The following is a 15,936-nucleotide window of genomic DNA, read 5'->3' on the forward strand; positions in this document are numbered from 1 at the left end:
CTACGGGATCAGGGCGAGCTTCCCGCCGGGGTGACCGGTCGCCAACACACGGTGGGCCTGACGCGCCTCGTCGAGCGGGAAGGTCCAGGCGACGGGCACCACGAGGTCGCCGTTCTGTGCGAGGGCGATCAGCTCGCTGCGCACCTCATCGCGGAACCGGGCACTGGCGGGCATGGATCCGGCGATCGCCTGGATCCCCTCCGCCTCGGCGCGCCCCAGCGCGGCGATCGTGACGATACGACGGCGATCGGCGACCAGCTCGAGTGACACGTCGACGGCCTCGTCAGTGCCGACGGCATCGAGCGCGGCGACCACCGGTCCGTCTGCCGTTTCACGGACCCGGTCGGCGAGCCCCGGGCCGTATCGGACGGGCTCTCCCCCGAATCGCCGTACCTCGTCGAACCGGTCGGCGCTCGCGGTGCCGATCACGCGGATGCCGCGGAGCCGAGCCTGCTGAAGGACGCTCACACCGACCGCCCCCGAGGCACCGTGGAGCAGTACGGTCTCCCCCGGCGCAGCCCCGGTGACCGCGAGCATCTCCGCCGCCGTGGTGCCGATGAGAAGCAGATTCGCCGCCTCCGAATGCGTGAGCGTGGACGGCTTCGCGAACACCTTGTCCGCCGGGACCGTCACCTCTGTCGCGTAGCCGCCGCGCACCCGGAACGCGATGACCTCGTCGCCGATCACCGCGGAGCCGGAGCCGATCCGGGTGTCCGGACCGACCGCGCTGAGCGCACCGGACACCTCGTACCCGATCGGAACGGGGAACTCCAGGCCGGGCCGGCCGGACGCGACATGCTTCGCGTCGGCGGGGTTCACGCCGGCAGCGTGCACTCGGATGGTGACCTCACCGTGCCCGGGTGCCGACAGGCGCTCCTCGACGAACTCCCACGACTCCGGTCCTCCGGGCGCAGTCGCCACCCAGTGCTGCGCCAGCGGCAGCTCCCCGGATGACATCGACTGCGACACGGTTCAGACGAGGCAGCGGAGGTTGGTGACCGTGCCGGAGACATTGCTCCAGCCGCCGGCGGCCACGGTCCTCAGGACGGTCGACCCGTTGCGCACCTGGACGGAGCCGGAGCCCCGGGCGTTGGCGACGGACTTGACCGCGAAGCTCGACGGGATCGTGTGCACGGCACAGGTGCCGAACGTCAGGGATGCTCCGCCGAGCGAAGTGCTGCTGTAGGCGCAGATCCTGCCGGTCGTGCAGCTCCCGACCGACCACGATGTCAAGCCCGAGGCTGCGGGCACGGTGAGCTCCATGTCGAGCTTGGGCCACACCGCGTGCCGCCCGTCGATGATGACACCGCCCGGCACCTCATCGAGCACCGCCGCGACCAGGGGGTCGACCTCACGGTCGTCTTCGGCGGCGGCCATGGCAGGGGCTGCCCCCAGTGTCATGACGAGCACGAGCAGGGCAGCGGCCAGAAGGGTGGTGCGTTTCATCGCACGGTCTCCTCATCGAGATCCCACATCTGATACGAGATGATCGCGCCCGCGGGGAACACGTCATCGGCTTTCAGGACCGTGCGCTCGACGCCCACGATCCGTCCGGTATCGCGCGACACCAGGAGCAGGTCGCTCACGGTACCGTCCGGGGACTGGACGCGCACACCGGTCACGGGGCGCCCCAGGCGATCGGTCGTGTTCCCCAGCGCTTCGCCACCACCGGCCTCCTCGAGCAGGAGCAGCAGTTGCGCGTGCTGCGCGTCGGTCAGCGTCCACTGGTCGAGAACCGAGGTGAGCGCCATCTCGACGTCGAACGCCGTGGGGTCTGCCGGCATGCCGAATGCCTCGAGCACCGCCACCATGTCGTCACGGGTCTCGCCGGGCACCGTCGTCCAGGGAGTGTCGAAATCCCCCGGCTCCATCACCAGATCGGTGACGACCTCTCCGCTGCTCGAGACCTCGGCGGCATTGCTGGCGACCGCGTCGGAAGGGTCGTACGGCACACCGGCGATGATGGTCATCCGCCCGGAGCCGTCCGGTTCCCACACGAGCGTGGAGAGCTGCGGCACGACCGTCGTGGTCTTCGTGTCGACATCGACCTGGAAGCCCCAGGAGGCCGTCCTGACCGTTCGCATCGGAGCCGTCGGCCCCGGGGTTTCGGCGAGTGCCGTCTCCGCGTCGTCGACGAGCTGCGCGATCGTGTTCGATCCGCTGAATTCTAGGGGTGCGGGCGTGCCGGCGACGGCCGCGCCCTGCGGCGAGAGCACCCCGATCACCAACGCGGTGGAGGCGGCGACGGCCGTGAGCCCGCCCGCCCACCCGAGCGTCTGCGCCCGACGCCGCTTCGGTGCGGTATCGCTGCGGAGGATGCGGTCACGGGTCGCGAGAGCACGGGCATCGGGTGGCGCGTCGCGTGGGGTCGGTGCGGGGTCGGCCTCGATCAGCATCCGCTCGAGCACGGCGTTGTCAGTCATCACCCGTTGTCCGCCCCCTCCAGGCCCAGCTCGTCGCGCAGACGTCCCCGCGCGACGCCCAGCGTCTTTCGTACTCGGGACTCAGAAGCGCGCAGCAATTCCGCGATCTCCCCCACCGCGAGTCCATCCCAGTACGTGAGCATGATGATACGCCGTTGAAGTGGAGTGAGGACACCCAAAGCTCGAATGACCTCGCGGCGACCCGTCAGCCCCGGCTGTTCGTCGCCGCCGGACACTCCGCTGTGCACGGCGTCGAGGGCGCCGTTCGGCGTCGATGATCGACGGGAACGAGAGCGCAGACGCCGGTCGGCGGCGCGAAGCAGCCAGACCCGACCGGGCGGACGCGCGGGCCTGAGCCGGGACCAGGCGGACAGGAACACCTCCGAGACGATCTCTGTGACTTCCGCCTCGTCGCCGACCACTCCCTCGATGTGGTGTCGTACCGCCGCCCAGTGAGCGTCGAAAACTTGCGTGAAGACCTCGTTCCGCAGCGGATTCGGGTCATCGCTGCGGAAGTTCATGTCTCCGGGGTCGGCGGCCTTCCCGCCGCCATCGACGTGCGACCCGGCCTCATGTCAGAAGCCGAGCCTGCCGAGCTGCTTCGGATCGCGCTGCCATTCCTTCGCCACCTTGACATGCAGGCCCAGGAACACCCGGGTGCCGATCAGCGCCTCGATGCCGACGCGGGCTCGCGCCCCGACCTCGCTGAGCCGCTTGCCCTTGTGTCCGATGATGATCGCCTTCTGGCTGTCGCGCTCGACGACGATCGAGGCGTGCACGTCGGTGAGATCGGTGCCCTCGCGCGGCGCGATGTCGTCGATCACGACCGCGATCGAGTGCGGAAGCTCATCGCGGACGCCCTCGAGAGCCGCCTCCCGGATCATCTCGGCGATGCGGTCCTCCTGCGACTCGTCGGTCGTGATGCCTTCCGGATACAGGGCGGGTCCCTTCGGCATCAGCAGGAGGATTTCGTCGGACAGAACCTCGAGCTGGTCCCTCGTCAACGCCGAGAGCGGGATGACCGCGGACCAGTCCTCGCGCAACGCATCGACCTCCAGCAGACGCTCGGTGATCTCGTCGCGCGCCGCAGCATCGGTCTTCGTCACGATCGCGATCTTCTTGGCACGCGGATAGCCGTCGAGCGACGCGGCGATGCGGCGATCGCCCGGGCCCACCTTCTCGTTCGCGGGCACGCAGAAACCGATGACGTCGACGTCGCCGAGCACCTGCTCGACCAGGTCGTTCAGTCGCTCACCGAGCAGCGTCCTCGGCTTGTGGATGCCGGGGGTGTCGACGATGACGAGCTGCCCCTCGGGGCGATTCATGATGCCGCGGATCGCTCGACGCGTGGTCTGGGGCTTCTCGCTGGTGATGGCGATCTTCTCGCCGACGAGCGCATTCGTCAGCGTCGACTTGCCGACGTTGGGGCGGCCGACGAAGGTCACGAACCCGCTTCGGGTGTCGTCAGTCATCGTGTCGATCTCCTTCATCCTGCGAAGCGCCAGGGTCTCCTGCCGCACGTTCCACGAACACCGTCGCGATCCCCCGGCCTCGACCGCGAGAGGCTCCACCGGTGAGGACCAGGCCCTCCACCGTCGCCGTCGCACCGGGTTGCGGGACCTGTCCCAGCGCCTTGCCGAGCAGACCGCCGATCGAGTCGACGTCCTCGTCCTCGAGTTCGAGACCGAAGAGGTCGCCCACGTCCTCTAGGGAGAGACGGGCACTCACGCGGTAACGTCCGTGACCGAGATCGACGAACTCTGCGGATACTTGATCGTACTCGTCTGAGATCTCGCCGACGAGCTCCTCGATCAGATCCTCCAGGGTGACGAGGCCGGAGATGCCGCCGTGCTCGTCGATCACGAGGCACACGTGCACGGCGTCGCGCTTCATCTGCTGCAGGAGGGTCTCAGCGCGCATCGACTCCGGCACGAAGGTCGCCGGTCGCGCGATCGGCCGGATGGACGCGGCCCGCCAGGCGCTGTCGTCACGGTACGCGAACTGCACGAGGTCTTTGAGGTACAGCACGCCGACGACGTCATCGGCGTCATCGTCCACGACAGGCATTCGGGAGACGCCGCGGTTCAGGAACAGCGACATCGCCTCATCCGTCCTCGCGCTGGCGTCGACGGTCACCATCTCCGTGCGCGGCACCATGACGGCGCGGACGAACTGGTCGGTGAAGTCGAACACCGAGTGGATGAGGTCGCGGTCGTCCTCCTCGATCAGATCGTTCGACGCCGCCTCATCGACCATGCTGAGCAGTTGGTCCTCGCTGGCGAAGGAGCTGCGGCCCGTGCCGGGTGTGACCTTGTTGCCCAGCACGACGAGGCCCTGCGCCAGCGGTCCGAGGAAGATGCGGAGCCCGCGCACGATCGAGGCGGTGCCGCGGATCATGCCCTCGGCGTGCTGGCGTCCGAACGACCGTGGACTCGCGCCGACGAGCACGAAGGTGATCGCCGTCATCAGCAGCGCGGCGGCGAGCATCGCCCACCAGTTGTTGTCGATGAGCATCGTGAACGCGACTGTCACCAGCACCGCAGCGGTCACCTCGGCGAGCACGCGGATGAACGCGACCGCGTTGACGTGCGCGTCCAGATCGACGGCGATGCGCCCGAGCGCCTTGGCCCGGCGGCCCTCGGTCGCCATGTCGGCGAGATTGGCTCGGGAGGCGACACCGTAGGCGGCGTCGATCGCCGCCATGAGACCGCCGAACGCCACCAGCAGGACGGCGGCGATGAGAAGGAGGGCGGCCGTCATCGGCGACGTTCAGCCGCGGCGAAGCCCTGGATCAGTTCCTTCTGCAGTCCGAACATCTCACGCTCCTCGTCGGGCTCGGCGTGATCGAATCCGAGAAGGTGGAGAAGGCCGTGGGTGGTGAGCAGGATCAGCTCGTCCATCAGCGTGTGACGCGCGGCCTGAGCCTGCGCCTCCGCCACCTGCGGGCACAGCACGATGTCGCCGAGGAGCCCGGGGGCCGTGGGGCGGTCTTCCGTACCCGGACGCAGCTCGTCCATCGGGAAGCTGAGCACATCGGTGGGGCCGGGCTCATCCATCCACTGCACATGAAGAGCTTCCATGGCGCCCTCGTCGACGAGGACGATCGCGACCTCGGCATCCGGGCTGACGTGCAGCTGCGCCAGGTTGTAGTCCGTGAGCCGCTGGAGCACGGTCTCGTCGACGTCGATGGCCGACTCGTTGTTGATCTCGATCATGAGAGTCCTCGTTTCGGCATGCGGTCACGTGGTCCGGGGCGCTGCGCTCCCCTGCGGTCGGCGCGGTTCGCGAACTCCGCGGCCTGTTCGCGCTCGAAGCGCTGTGCCGTGCGCTTCTCGTCGTACTCGCTGTATGCATCGACGATGCGTCCGACCAGCGAGTGCCGAACGACGTCATCGCTGGTGAGCCGCGAGAAGTGGATGTCGTCGATACCGTCCAGCACGCGCGTGACCAGACGCAGTCCGGAGGAACCCTGCGGAAGGTCGACCTGGGTGATGTCGCCCGTCACGACCATGCGCGTGCCGAAGCCGAGGCGCGTGAGGAACATCTTCATCTGCTCGGGCGTGGTGTTCTGTGCCTCGTCGAGCACCACGAACGAGTCGTTGAGAGTGCGCCCGCGCATGTACGCGAGGGGTGCGACCTCGATGGTCCCTGTCGCCATGAGGCGCGGCACGATCTCGGGGTCCATCATCTCGTTGAGCGCGTCGTACAGCGGCCGCAGGTACGGATCGATCTTGTCGGTCAGCGTGCCGGGCAGGAAGCCGAGACGCTCGCCCGCTTCGACGGCGGGACGGGTGAGGATGATGCGCGTGACTTCCTTGCGCTGCAGCGCCTGGACGGCCTTCGCCATCGCCAGGTAGGTCTTGCCCGTGCCGGCAGGACCGATGCCGAAGACGATCGTGTTCTCCTCGATCGCGTCGACGTACTCCTTCTGCCCGAGGGTCTTGGGACGGATGACCTTGCCGCGAGTGGTCAGGATCGCCTCGCCCAGCACCTCACTCGGGCGCGGACCGCCCTCTTGGCGCAGCATGCGGGCCGAACTGGCGACGTCGCTCGGAGCCAGATCATGGCCGGCTCTGGTCATGGCGAGCAGCTCTTCGACCAGCGCCTTGGCCTTCGCGACCGCATCCACGTCGCCGCCGAGAGTGATCTCGTTGCCGCGCACGAGCACCTGGACGTCAGGGTGCTCCTTCTCGAGCATCCGCAGCAGGCGGTCCTGTGGTCCGAGCAGCTGCACCATGGCGACGCCGTCGGCATAGATCTTCTCGACCGCCTCGGGCGGTCGACCTCCCAGGCTGCGCTCCTGCGGTTCGTTGTTGTCAGGCACCGACGCTCTTCTCGGTCAATCCCCCGGCCAGCACATGGGCATGGACGTGGAAAACGGTCTGTCCGGCGTTCGCGCCGGTGTTGAAGACGAGGCGGAAGTCGCCGTCGTCGGTGTGCTCCTCGGCCAGCTTCCCGGCGAACGCCACCATCTCGGCCAGCAGGGACGGATCCCCCGCGGCGAGCTCGGTGACATCGCGGTACTCCGCGGTCTTCGGCACCACGAGGAGGTGTACCGGTGCTTGCGGCGCGATGTCACGCAGTGCGAACAGGCGGTCGGTCTCGCCGAGGATCTCGGCAGGGATCTCCCCGTTCAGAATGCGCGTGAAGATCGAGGGTTCCGTCATGCGCTCAAGTCTACTGATCGCCGCGTCCGTGGCGCCCTGGCTCCCTCGACGCCCGGACCAGCGCTCACCAGCGTCCGAGCGCGACCGACAGCACGGCGATCGCCGCCGGGCCCGCGGTCGAGGTCCGCAGCACAGTGTCGCCCAGGAGCACCCTTTCGGCGCCCGCGGCCGTCAGCCGGTCGAGCTCCTCCTCGGCGATCCCGCCTTCGGGCCCCACGACCAGCACCAGATCGCGACCGTCGGCCGTGATCTCGGAAAGACGCACGGAAGCCGTGGGGTCGAGGAGCAGCACCCGCTGCGAAGACGCCCGCTCGGCGAGCTGCTTCGTCGACACCGGTGCGATGACCTCGGGCAGCCAGGCCCGATGGGCCTGCTTCGCGGCCTCGCGCACGATGGTCGCCCATCGCTCGCGCCCCTTGACGGCCTTCGGCCCCTCCCAGCGGGAGACGCTACGGCTCGCCTGCCACGGCACGATCTCGTCGACGCCGAGCTCGCACGCCGCCTGCACGGCCAGCTCGTCGCGGTCGCCCTTCGCGAGAGCTTGGACCAGGACGATCCGTGGGCTCGGAGCCGGATGCTCGACGCGGTCGGAGATCCGGACCTCGACCCGGGTCGGGGACACCTCTTCGGCCGCACCCGTCAGCCACACGCCCGCGCCGTCGCCGACCGTGACCGGCTCGCCGACGCGTAGCCGCCGGACGACAGCGGCATGCTTCGCCTCCGCGCCCGTCAGCGACACGAGTTCGCCGACGCCCGCATCCGTCGACGACTCGACCACGAAGTGCAGTGCCATGATCAGTGGCTGCGGAAACGGTCGCGGAGCTTCGAGAAGAGCCCGGGCTGGAACTGCGCGAGCTGCGGATCCGGAGCCTTGGTCTTCTTCGCGAAGTCCTCGATAAGTGCGCGCTGCGCGGAGTCCAGCCGGGTAGGCGTCAGCACCTGCACACCGACGCGCAGGTCTCCGCGCTGGGTGCCCCGGAGCGGGGTGATGCCCCGCCCCTTGATGGTCAGCACATCCCCGGACTGCACGCCGGAACGGATCTCGAGGTCGACCTCGCCGTCGAGCCCCTGGATCGTGGTCTCGGTGCCGAGGATCGCATCGGTCATCGACACCTCGAGCGTGGCGAGCAGGTCGTCGCCCTCGCGGCTGAAGGCGGGATGCGCGTTGACCGTGACCTCGACGTACAGGTCGCCGTTCGGGCCACCCGCCTTGCCGACCTCGCCCGAGCCGGGCAGCTGCAGGCGAAGCCCGGTCTCGACGCCGGCCGGGATGTCGAGCGAGACCGTGCGACGCGAGCGCACGCGGCCCTGGCCGCCGCACGTACCGCACGGGTACGGGATGGTGGTGCCGTAGCCCTCGCACGTGCCGCAGGGCTGAGAGGTGACGACGTTGCCGAGCAGGCTGCGCACCTGACGCTGCACGTGGCCGGAACCGCCGCAGATGTCGCAGGTGACGGGGGACGTCCCCTCCTGGCAGCAGGACCCCTGACACGTCTCGCACAGCACGGCGGTGTCGACGTCGATGTCGCGGTGCGCACCGAAGACGACGTCACCGAGGTCGAGCGTGACACGCACGAGTGCGTCCTGTCCGCGCTCCCGGCGCGAACGGGGTCGCGCCCCGCGTCCGCCGCCCTGGGAGGCGCCGAAGAACGTCTCGAAGATGTCGCCGAACCCGCCGAATCCGCCGAAGTTGCCGGCAGCGCCGTCTCCTCCGCCCATGTCGTAGCGGCGCCGCGACTCATCGTCGCTCAGCACGTCATACGCGTGCGTGACGAGCTTGAACTTCTCCGCCGCATCCTCACCGGGATTCACATCCGGATGCAGCTGTCGCGCGAGGCGCCGATACGCCTTCTTGATCTCGTCGGTGGAAGCGTCTCGGGACACCCCGAGAACCTCATAGTGGTCCGCCACAATCGCCTTTCTGCGTGTGTCTTCCGGTCGCGACCGCGTCAGCGGCCGGCCTCGTCTTCGTCGAGCATCCGCGACAGGTAGCGGGCGACCGCCCGCGCCGCCGCGAGATTGCTCGGATAATCCATCCGCGTCGGCCCCATCACGCCGACGCGCGCGGTGCCGCTGGGTGCCGCGTAGTTGCTGGCGACGATCGATGCCTCGCCGAGGCCGAACGGCGCGTTCTCGGTGCCGATGCTGGCCGCGAGCCCGTGCTCGTCGGTCACCATCTCACTCATCAGCCGCAGCAGGGTCACCTGCTCCTCGATCGCCTCGAGGAGCGGATGGATGCTGCCGCGGAAGTCCTGTTCGCGACGGGCCAGGGTGGCTGCTCCCGCCATCACCAGACGCTCTTGGCGGAAACCGCTGAGCTCGTCCATGACGACGCTCGCGATCGCGCGCAGCACGTGATCCTTCGGCGCGTCCTGAACGGCGAGCAGTGCCTGCAGACGGTCGGAGGCCTCGCCGATGCCGTGACCGGTGATCAAGGCGGCCATGCGCGCGCGCAGCACCGCCATCTCGGCCTCGTCGATGGCCTCCGGCAGCTGGGCCACGCGTTGCGACACACCACCGGCATCGGTGACCAGCACGATCAGGAGTCGGTTGGGCGCCAGCGCGACCAGCTCGACGTGGGTGACGTGAGCCCGTGCGAACGAGGGGTACTGCGCGAGCGCGACCTGACCGGTGAGCTGCGTCAGCACACGCACCGTGCGCACCATCAGGTCGTCGAGGTCGGCGGGCTCGCCGAGGAACGACTCGATCGCCGAGCGCTGCGCCGACGAGAGCGGTCGCAGCTGTGCCAGGTGGTTCACGAAGACGCGGTAGCCCTTGTCGGTCGGCACCCGACCGGACGAGGTGTGCGGAGCCGTGATGAGCTCTTCATCCTCGAGCAGCGCCATGTCGTTGCGGATCGTCGCCGCCGAGACCCCGAAGGAGTGCCGGTCGACGATGGAACGGCTGCCGACGGGTTCGTGGGTCTCGACGTAGTCCTGCACGATCGCGCGGAGAACCTGGAGTCCTCGCTCTGTGACCATCACCCTTCCCTTCCGCTGGCACTCGGACGTTCAGAGTGCCAATCCTACCCCGTGCAGCTCGGGATTCTCCGTACCGCGGACGCACGACCCTAGGATGACGCTCATGACCTCCTCACCTCAGGCCACGCTGTCGACCGGCGCTGTGCGCGGTTCCGAAGAGGAGGGTGTCGCCCGGTTCCTCGGCATCCCCTATGCGCAGCCTCCGTTCGGCGAGAACAGGTTCCGCACCCCGCAGCCGGTGCCGGCGTGGGAGGGCATCCGTGAGGCGACGCAGTTCGGCCCCACCGCTCCCCAGCTCCCCTACGCCGGCGCGATCGGCGAGCTCCTCGGCTCGGTGCGCATCGACGGGGAAGACATCCTCACGGCCAACGTCTGGGCTCCGGTCGGGGCCTCCGCGGCGCCGGTGCTCCTATGGATCCACGGCGGCGCGCTGGAACGCGGAACCGCCGCGCTGCCCCTCTACGACGGCACCGTCTTCGCGAAGGCGGGGATCGTGTTCGTCTCGATCAACTACCGTCTGGGGTCGGAGGGGTTCTCGGTACTCGACGGCGCACCCCGGAACCTGGGTCTGCGCGACGCCGCTGCCGCGTTGGAGTGGGTGCATCGCGAGATCTCCGCCTTCGGAGGCGATCCGGCGCAGATCACCGCGATGGGGGAATCCGCAGGCGGGGCGATCCTCGCCGGGCTTCTCGCACGAGACGCTTCCCGCGAGCTGATCCATCGCGCCATCATCGAATCCGGGCCACTCACGGCACAGCCGGTGAAGAAGGCGGGTCGGGTGACCGCACAGCTCGCGAAGCACCTCGGTGTCCGGGCCGACCGTGACTCGTTCGCCGCGCTCTCACCCGATCAGCTGCTCGAAGCGCGAAAGGCACAGTCGGCCGGATCCTCGCCGCTGGGCGGAGCTCCCGGCTTCCAGTTCGCCATCGACCCGGACAGCCTGCCCCGCTCTCCGCACGAGGTGCTCGGCGAGATCGAGACTCCGCTCCTGATCGGCAGCAACACCGACGAGTACCGGTTGTGGTTCCCGCCCGAGGCTCTGGCCGGCATCAGCGAGCTGAAGCTGCAGGCCGCACGGATCCTCTCCCGCATCCCTCGTCGAGCAGTGCGCGAGTATCGCTCGGCCTTCCCCGGGGCGAGCACCGGCGAGGTGTTCGGGCAGCTCGTCACGGACATGATGCTGCGAGGGCCGTTGAGTCGTGTGGCGGCAATGCGACCGGAGCGCACGCATGTGTACGAATTCGCGTGGCCGAGTCCGGTTCGCGATCTGCGCGCCGCGCATGCACTCGAACTCGGGTTCGTGTTCGATCGGCTCACGGACGACGAGACGGTGCGGCTGGCGGGCCGCGACGCCCCGCAGACGCTCGCCGACGAGATGAACGCGGCCTGGGTCGGATTCGTCACGAACGGCGACCCCGGCTGGCCGGCGTACGGGTCCGGCCGACAGACGCGGGTCTTCGACACCACCAGCGCGACGCTGCCGCAGCGGCGGACCACCGGCATGGATCTGCTCCCGGGGTGAGCCCGACCGGCGCGGGCGCTCAGTCGGTGAGCTCGCGCACCACGGCATCGGCGAGGAGTCGTCCGCGCAGAGTCAGCTGGACACGGCCGCGGATGGCTGCGGCCGGGTCCACGAGCCCGTCGGCGATCAGTCCGGCGACGCGGCTGCGGTTGGCGGTGGGCACCTCGTCGATCGCGATCCCCTCGCGGATGCGGCTCAGCAGCAGGATCCGCTCCAGCGTCCGGGACTCGGCGTCCGGTCGTTCCGTGCCCGCGGCGGGTGACTCGGATGCCGCGAGCCGCTGTGCGTATGCCGCCGGATGCTTCACGTTCCACCAGCGCAGCCCGGCGACGTGGCTGTGCGCGCCGGGGCCGAAGCCCCACCAGTCACTCCCGCGCCAGTACGCGAGATTGTGCCGCGACCGCTGCTCGGGCGTGCGTGCCCAGTTGCTGACCTCGTACCAGTCGAAGCCCCCCGCCGCGAGACGGGCGTCGGCGAGCTCGTACATGTCGGCCTGCACGTCGTCGTCGGGGGTCGGAACCTCTCCACGGCGGATCTGGCGAGCGAGCTTCGTGCCGTCCTCGATGATCAGCGCGTACGCGGAGACGTGGTCGGACTCCAGCGCGAGCGCCGCGTCGAGCGAGGCTTCCCAGTCGGCGAGCGACTCCCCCGGCGCCCCGTAGATCAGATCGACACTGACCGCGAGACCCGCGTCCTTCGCCGCGGCGACCGCGGTGGTCACGTTCTCGGGCCGGTGCGTGCGGTCGAGGGAGGCGAGCACGTGCGGCACGGCCGACTGCATGCCGACCGACATCCGCGTGACACCGGCAGCGGCCAGTGTACGCGCGACCGCGGGCGTCACGGTGTCAGGATTCGCCTCCACCGTGACCTCTGCGCCCTCCGCCAGTCCGAAGGCCGAGGTCGCGGCTTCCAGCATCCGGGCGAGATCGCCGGCCGGCAGCAGCGTGGGCGTGCCACCCCCGAAGAAGACGGTGTCCATCGGCCGCAGCGCCCCCGCGTCGGCCAGCACCCGACGGGCGAGGCCGATCTCGGAGATCAGCGTCGATGCGTAGTCCTCCTGCTTGGCTCCGCGGAGCTCGGTCGACGTGTACGTGTTGAAGTCGCAGTAACCGCAGCGCACCGTGCAGAACGGGATGTGCAGGTAGGCCGAGAACGGCACACTCGTGTCGATGGGAAGGTCGTCGGGCAGATGTCCGTCTGCCGGCGCAGGGTCTCCCAGAGGAAGCGGTCCCGCCATCACAGAGGGGTCGCGTACAGCGGGGAGATCGCGCGGAGGTAGCGCGCGAAGAGCTCACGACGACGACGCTTCACGAGTGCAGGCACGGTGCGGTACAGCAGCGCGTGCGGAGCGTCGAAGGCGCGGACGGTGAACCAGACCTCGTCGTTGTCTTCGCGCCAGTCCACGTCGAAGGACTCTTCGCCGCGGACGACGGATCCGCCGACGGTGCCGAGGACGAAGCCGATGCGCCGGGTCTCCTCGGTCACCGAGATCACGCGCAGCTCCGCGTCCGCACGCATGCTGCCGACGCGACCGCGCAGATGAAGAGTCATCCCCGCACCGACGAAGGGCATGCCCTCCGCGTCGTAGCGGGGCTCGACGTCGCGCTTGCTCGGCGCGATCGGGTTGCCCTCCGCGTCGAAGCTCACCCCGGCGTAAGCAGGGCCGGGCGCCGGGCGCACGTCTTCGACCGACAGTCCGGCCGCGCGCTGCGCCGTCCACGAGAGCAGCGCTTCACCGGCGGTCTGGAAGCGCTCGATGCCGCTGCCGATCCGCCAGGATTCCTCCGCCGGGAGACTGCGCTCCGGCGGGTACTGCATCAGATCGGGCGCGTGGGTCGCACCCACGGCCGCATAGTCCACCGTGTCGTCTCGGAAAGTCCCGCGCCGCATGAGTTCCAGCCTACTTCCCGTTACCTGAGCGAACACCCCCACGCGCCGCACGGCGACACATCTTCGGTCGGCGCACCCGGCCGGTCGAGCGTCACTGCGTGCGGGAAGCCGCCGCTTCGGCCTGCACGATCTTCACGTAGCGCGCATGGGTCGCGCGCTGCACCATCCGCAAGGCAGGACCGAGAACCCGCCAGAGTGCGGTGGAAGGGCAGGAGATGGACCGCGCCGTGAACACACCGTGCTCGTCGATCCGGAACGACTCCTCGCCGTAGATCGGGTGCCCGGGTCGCGTCTCATAGCCGAACCCGCTCTCATCGGCCCAGACGATGCGCACCGGCTCGACGAAGCGGATGCCGAACAGGCGCTTCGCGAGCACACCTTCGAGGCCGGGCATCGGCTCCTGGGGCGGCACCTCGAATCCGGCGCGTCGTTTGAACTCCCACGAGCACACCAACGCCGCGACGGCATCGCGCGCCGCCGGATCGACCACGGTCGAATGCTCGGCGATCCGCATCCCCTCCGGCGCTGTCGCGATCGGATGGCGTGTGATTCCCCGCTCGTATGCCGGCAGCGGCACGTGCTACTTCTTGTCCTTGCCCTCGACGTCGCCCGACAGCGCGGCGATGAACGCCTCCTGGGGGACCTCGACGCGACCGACCATCTTCATGCGCTTCTTGCCCTCCTTCTGCTTCTCGAGGAGCTTGCGCTTGCGGGTGATGTCACCGCCGTAGCACTTGGCGAGCACGTCCTTGCGGATCGCGCGGATCGTCTCTCGGGCGATGATGCGCGCGCCGATCGCGGCCTGGATCGGAACCTCGAACTGCTGGCGAGGGATGAGCTTGCGCAGGCGTTCGGCCATCATCGTGCCGTAGGCGTAGGCCTTGTCGCGGTGGACGATCGAGCTGAATGCATCGACCTTCTCGCCCTGGAGCAGGATGTCGACCTTGACCAGGTCGGCCTCCTGCTGGCCGGACGGCTCGTAGTCGAGGGAGGCGTAGCCCTGCGTCTTGGACTTCAGCTGATCGAAGAAGTCGAACACGATCTCACCGAGCGGCATGTTGTAGCGCAGCTCGACGCGCTCCTCGGAGAAGTACTCCATGCCGAGCAGCGTTCCGCGGCGCGACTGGCACAGCTCCATGACGGTGCCGACGTAGTCCTTGGGCAGCAGGATCGCCGTCTTCACCATCGGCTCCGACACGGAGCCGATGCGACCGTCGGGGTACTCGCTCGGGTTCGTCACCGTCACGGTCTCGCCCGTATCGCTGGTGAGTACCTCGTAGATCACGCTGGGTGCGGTCGTGATGAGGTCGAGGCCGAACTCGCGCTCGAGACGCTCGGTGATGATCTCGAGGTGCAGGAGTCCCAGGAATCCGCAGCGGAATCCGAATCCGAGGGCGACGGATGTCTCAGGCTCGTATGCGAGGGAGGCATCGGAGAGCTTCAGCTTGTCGAGCGCCTCGCGGAGTTCCGCGTAGTCGCTGCCGTCGATCGGGTACAGCCCCGAGAAGACCATGGGCTTCGGGTCCGTGTATCCGGGGAGAGCCTGGGTCGAGGGCCTGCGTGCCGTGGTGATCGTGTCACCGACCTTCGACAGACGGACATCCTTCACTCCGGTGATCAGGTACCCCACCTCGCCGACGCCGAGTCCCTTGGAGGGCACGGGCTCGGGGCTGGACACGCCGACCTCGAGCGCCTCGTGGGTGGCGCCCGTCGACATCATCTGAATGCGCTCTCGCGGCGAGAGGCTGCCGTCGACCATGCGGACATAGGTGACGACACCGCGGTAGGCGTCGTAGACCGAGTCGAAGATCATGGCGCGCGCGGGAGCGTCGGCGTCGCCGACGGGCGCGGGGATCTCCTTGACGAGGCGGTCGAGCAGCTCCTCGACGCCGACGCCGGTCTTGCCCGAGACACGGAGCACGTCCTCGGGCTTGCCGCCGATGAGGGATGCGAGTTCCTTCGCGTACTTCTCGGGATCGGCGGCCGGCAGGTCGATCTTGTTGAGCACCGGGATGATGTGGAGGTCGTTCTCCAGCGCCAGGTAGAGGTTCGCCAGCGTCTGGGCTTCGATGCCCTGCGCCGCGTCCACGAGCAGGATCGCGCCTTCGCACGCCGCGAGCGAGCGCGAGACCTCGTAGGTGAAGTCGACGTGACCCGGGGTGTCGATCATGTTCAGGGCGACGGTCTGGCCGTCGAGCTGCCACGGCATGCGCACGGCCTGGCTCTTGATGGTGATGCCGCGCTCGCGCTCGATGTCCATGCGGTCGAGGTACTGCGCCCGCATGTCGCGATCCGAGACGACACCGGTGATCTGGAGCATCCGGTCGGCGAGGGTGGACTTGCCGTGGTCGATGTGGGCGATGATGCAGAAATTGCGGATCTGCGCAGCCGGCGTCGAGGCAGGCTGAAGAGGTGTGAGAGCGCGTGGGGACATGTCCCCTCGATTCTACGGT

The 15,936-nt window shown here is 68.8% G+C and carries 17 protein-coding genes; 1 reads left to right on the forward strand and 16 read right to left on the reverse strand.

Annotated elements, in window-relative coordinates; all coding sequences use genetic code 11:
* From BQ2383_RS17675 to hrcA, 12 genes are all read right to left on the reverse strand, one after another.
* On the reverse strand, positions 1-957 hold the full coding sequence (locus tag BQ2383_RS17675; RefSeq protein ID WP_091037650.1) for a quinone oxidoreductase family protein: 957 nt from the start codon (positions 955-957) through the stop codon (positions 1-3).
* Positions 958-972: 15 nt separating this feature from the next.
* The gene (locus BQ2383_RS17680) at positions 973-1,446 is read right to left on the reverse strand and encodes a hypothetical protein (RefSeq protein WP_091036932.1); all 474 of its coding nucleotides are present in this window, start codon (positions 1,444-1,446) and stop codon (positions 973-975) included.
* The gene (locus tag BQ2383_RS17685; RefSeq protein ID WP_091036935.1) at positions 1,443-2,423 is read right to left on the reverse strand and encodes a hypothetical protein; all 981 of its coding nucleotides are present in this window, start codon (positions 2,421-2,423) and stop codon (positions 1,443-1,445) included. Before BQ2383_RS17685 ends, BQ2383_RS17680 begins: the two co-directional genes overlap by 4 nt.
* Complete coding sequence (locus BQ2383_RS17690; protein ID WP_091036937.1) at positions 2,423-2,944, reverse strand: RNA polymerase sigma factor; 522 nt, start codon at positions 2,942-2,944, stop codon at positions 2,423-2,425. Before BQ2383_RS17690 ends, BQ2383_RS17685 begins: the two co-directional genes overlap by 1 nt.
* 54 nt (positions 2,945-2,998) lie before the next feature.
* The gene (era, locus tag BQ2383_RS17695) at positions 2,999-3,895 is read right to left on the reverse strand and encodes a GTPase Era (RefSeq protein WP_237682573.1); all 897 of its coding nucleotides are present in this window, start codon (positions 3,893-3,895) and stop codon (positions 2,999-3,001) included.
* Positions 3,888-5,183, reverse strand: a complete 1,296-nt coding sequence (locus tag BQ2383_RS17700; RefSeq protein ID WP_091036943.1) for a hemolysin family protein — start codon at positions 5,181-5,183, stop codon at positions 3,888-3,890. The genes era and BQ2383_RS17700 overlap by 8 nt, the downstream gene beginning before the upstream one ends.
* Positions 5,180-5,638 (reverse strand): rRNA maturation RNase YbeY, encoded by a 459-nt coding sequence (gene ybeY / locus BQ2383_RS17705; protein ID WP_029261717.1) that lies wholly within the window; start codon positions 5,636-5,638, stop codon positions 5,180-5,182. Before ybeY ends, BQ2383_RS17700 begins: the two co-directional genes overlap by 4 nt.
* A complete protein-coding gene (locus BQ2383_RS17710) occupies positions 5,635-6,660 on the reverse strand; it encodes a PhoH family protein (RefSeq protein WP_244176062.1) in 1,026 nt (341 codons plus the stop codon). The genes ybeY and BQ2383_RS17710 overlap by 4 nt, the downstream gene beginning before the upstream one ends.
* Before the next feature lie 79 nt (positions 6,661-6,739).
* The gene (locus BQ2383_RS17715) at positions 6,740-7,090 is read right to left on the reverse strand and encodes an HIT domain-containing protein (protein WP_091036947.1); all 351 of its coding nucleotides are present in this window, start codon (positions 7,088-7,090) and stop codon (positions 6,740-6,742) included.
* Between the two features lie 64 nt (positions 7,091-7,154).
* Positions 7,155-7,883, reverse strand: a complete 729-nt coding sequence (locus tag BQ2383_RS17720; protein WP_091036949.1) for a 16S rRNA (uracil(1498)-N(3))-methyltransferase — start codon at positions 7,881-7,883, stop codon at positions 7,155-7,157.
* A gap of 2 nt (positions 7,884-7,885) precedes the next feature.
* On the reverse strand, positions 7,886-9,001 hold the full coding sequence (gene dnaJ, locus BQ2383_RS17725) for a molecular chaperone DnaJ (RefSeq protein WP_091036950.1): 1,116 nt from the start codon (positions 8,999-9,001) through the stop codon (positions 7,886-7,888).
* A gap of 38 nt (positions 9,002-9,039) precedes the next feature.
* Positions 9,040-10,071, reverse strand: a complete 1,032-nt coding sequence (gene hrcA, locus BQ2383_RS17730) for a heat-inducible transcriptional repressor HrcA (RefSeq protein ID WP_091036953.1) — start codon at positions 10,069-10,071, stop codon at positions 9,040-9,042.
* 103 nt (positions 10,072-10,174) lie between these two features.
* Here hrcA and BQ2383_RS17735 point away from each other — a divergent pair, with 103 nt between their 5' ends.
* Positions 10,175-11,593: a carboxylesterase/lipase family protein gene (locus BQ2383_RS17735; protein ID WP_244176041.1), complete on the forward strand. Its 1,419-nt coding sequence runs from the start codon at positions 10,175-10,177 to the stop codon at positions 11,591-11,593.
* A gap of 19 nt (positions 11,594-11,612) precedes the next feature.
* Here BQ2383_RS17735 and hemW read toward each other — a convergent pair whose 3' ends face one another.
* From hemW to lepA, 4 genes are all read right to left on the reverse strand, one after another.
* The gene (gene hemW / locus BQ2383_RS17740) at positions 11,613-12,830 is read right to left on the reverse strand and encodes a radical SAM family heme chaperone HemW (protein WP_091036958.1); all 1,218 of its coding nucleotides are present in this window, start codon (positions 12,828-12,830) and stop codon (positions 11,613-11,615) included.
* Complete coding sequence (locus BQ2383_RS17745; RefSeq protein ID WP_091036961.1) at positions 12,830-13,483, reverse strand: DUF1990 family protein; 654 nt, start codon at positions 13,481-13,483, stop codon at positions 12,830-12,832. The genes hemW and BQ2383_RS17745 overlap by 1 nt, the downstream gene beginning before the upstream one ends.
* A 91-nt stretch (positions 13,484-13,574) precedes the next feature.
* Positions 13,575-14,060 (reverse strand): DUF1990 family protein, encoded by a 486-nt coding sequence (locus BQ2383_RS17750; RefSeq protein WP_091036964.1) that lies wholly within the window; start codon positions 14,058-14,060, stop codon positions 13,575-13,577.
* A gap of 3 nt (positions 14,061-14,063) precedes the next feature.
* Positions 14,064-15,917 carry a translation elongation factor 4 gene (gene lepA / locus BQ2383_RS17755; RefSeq protein ID WP_091036967.1) on the reverse strand — a complete coding sequence of 618 codons (1,854 nt, stop codon included), beginning with the start codon at positions 15,915-15,917 and terminating at the stop codon, positions 14,064-14,066.
* Positions 15,918-15,936: the final 19 nt, after the last annotated feature.

This window comes from Microbacterium oxydans, assembly GCF_900095745.1.
GTDB lineage: Bacteria > Actinomycetota > Actinomycetes > Actinomycetales > Microbacteriaceae > Microbacterium > Microbacterium oxydans_B.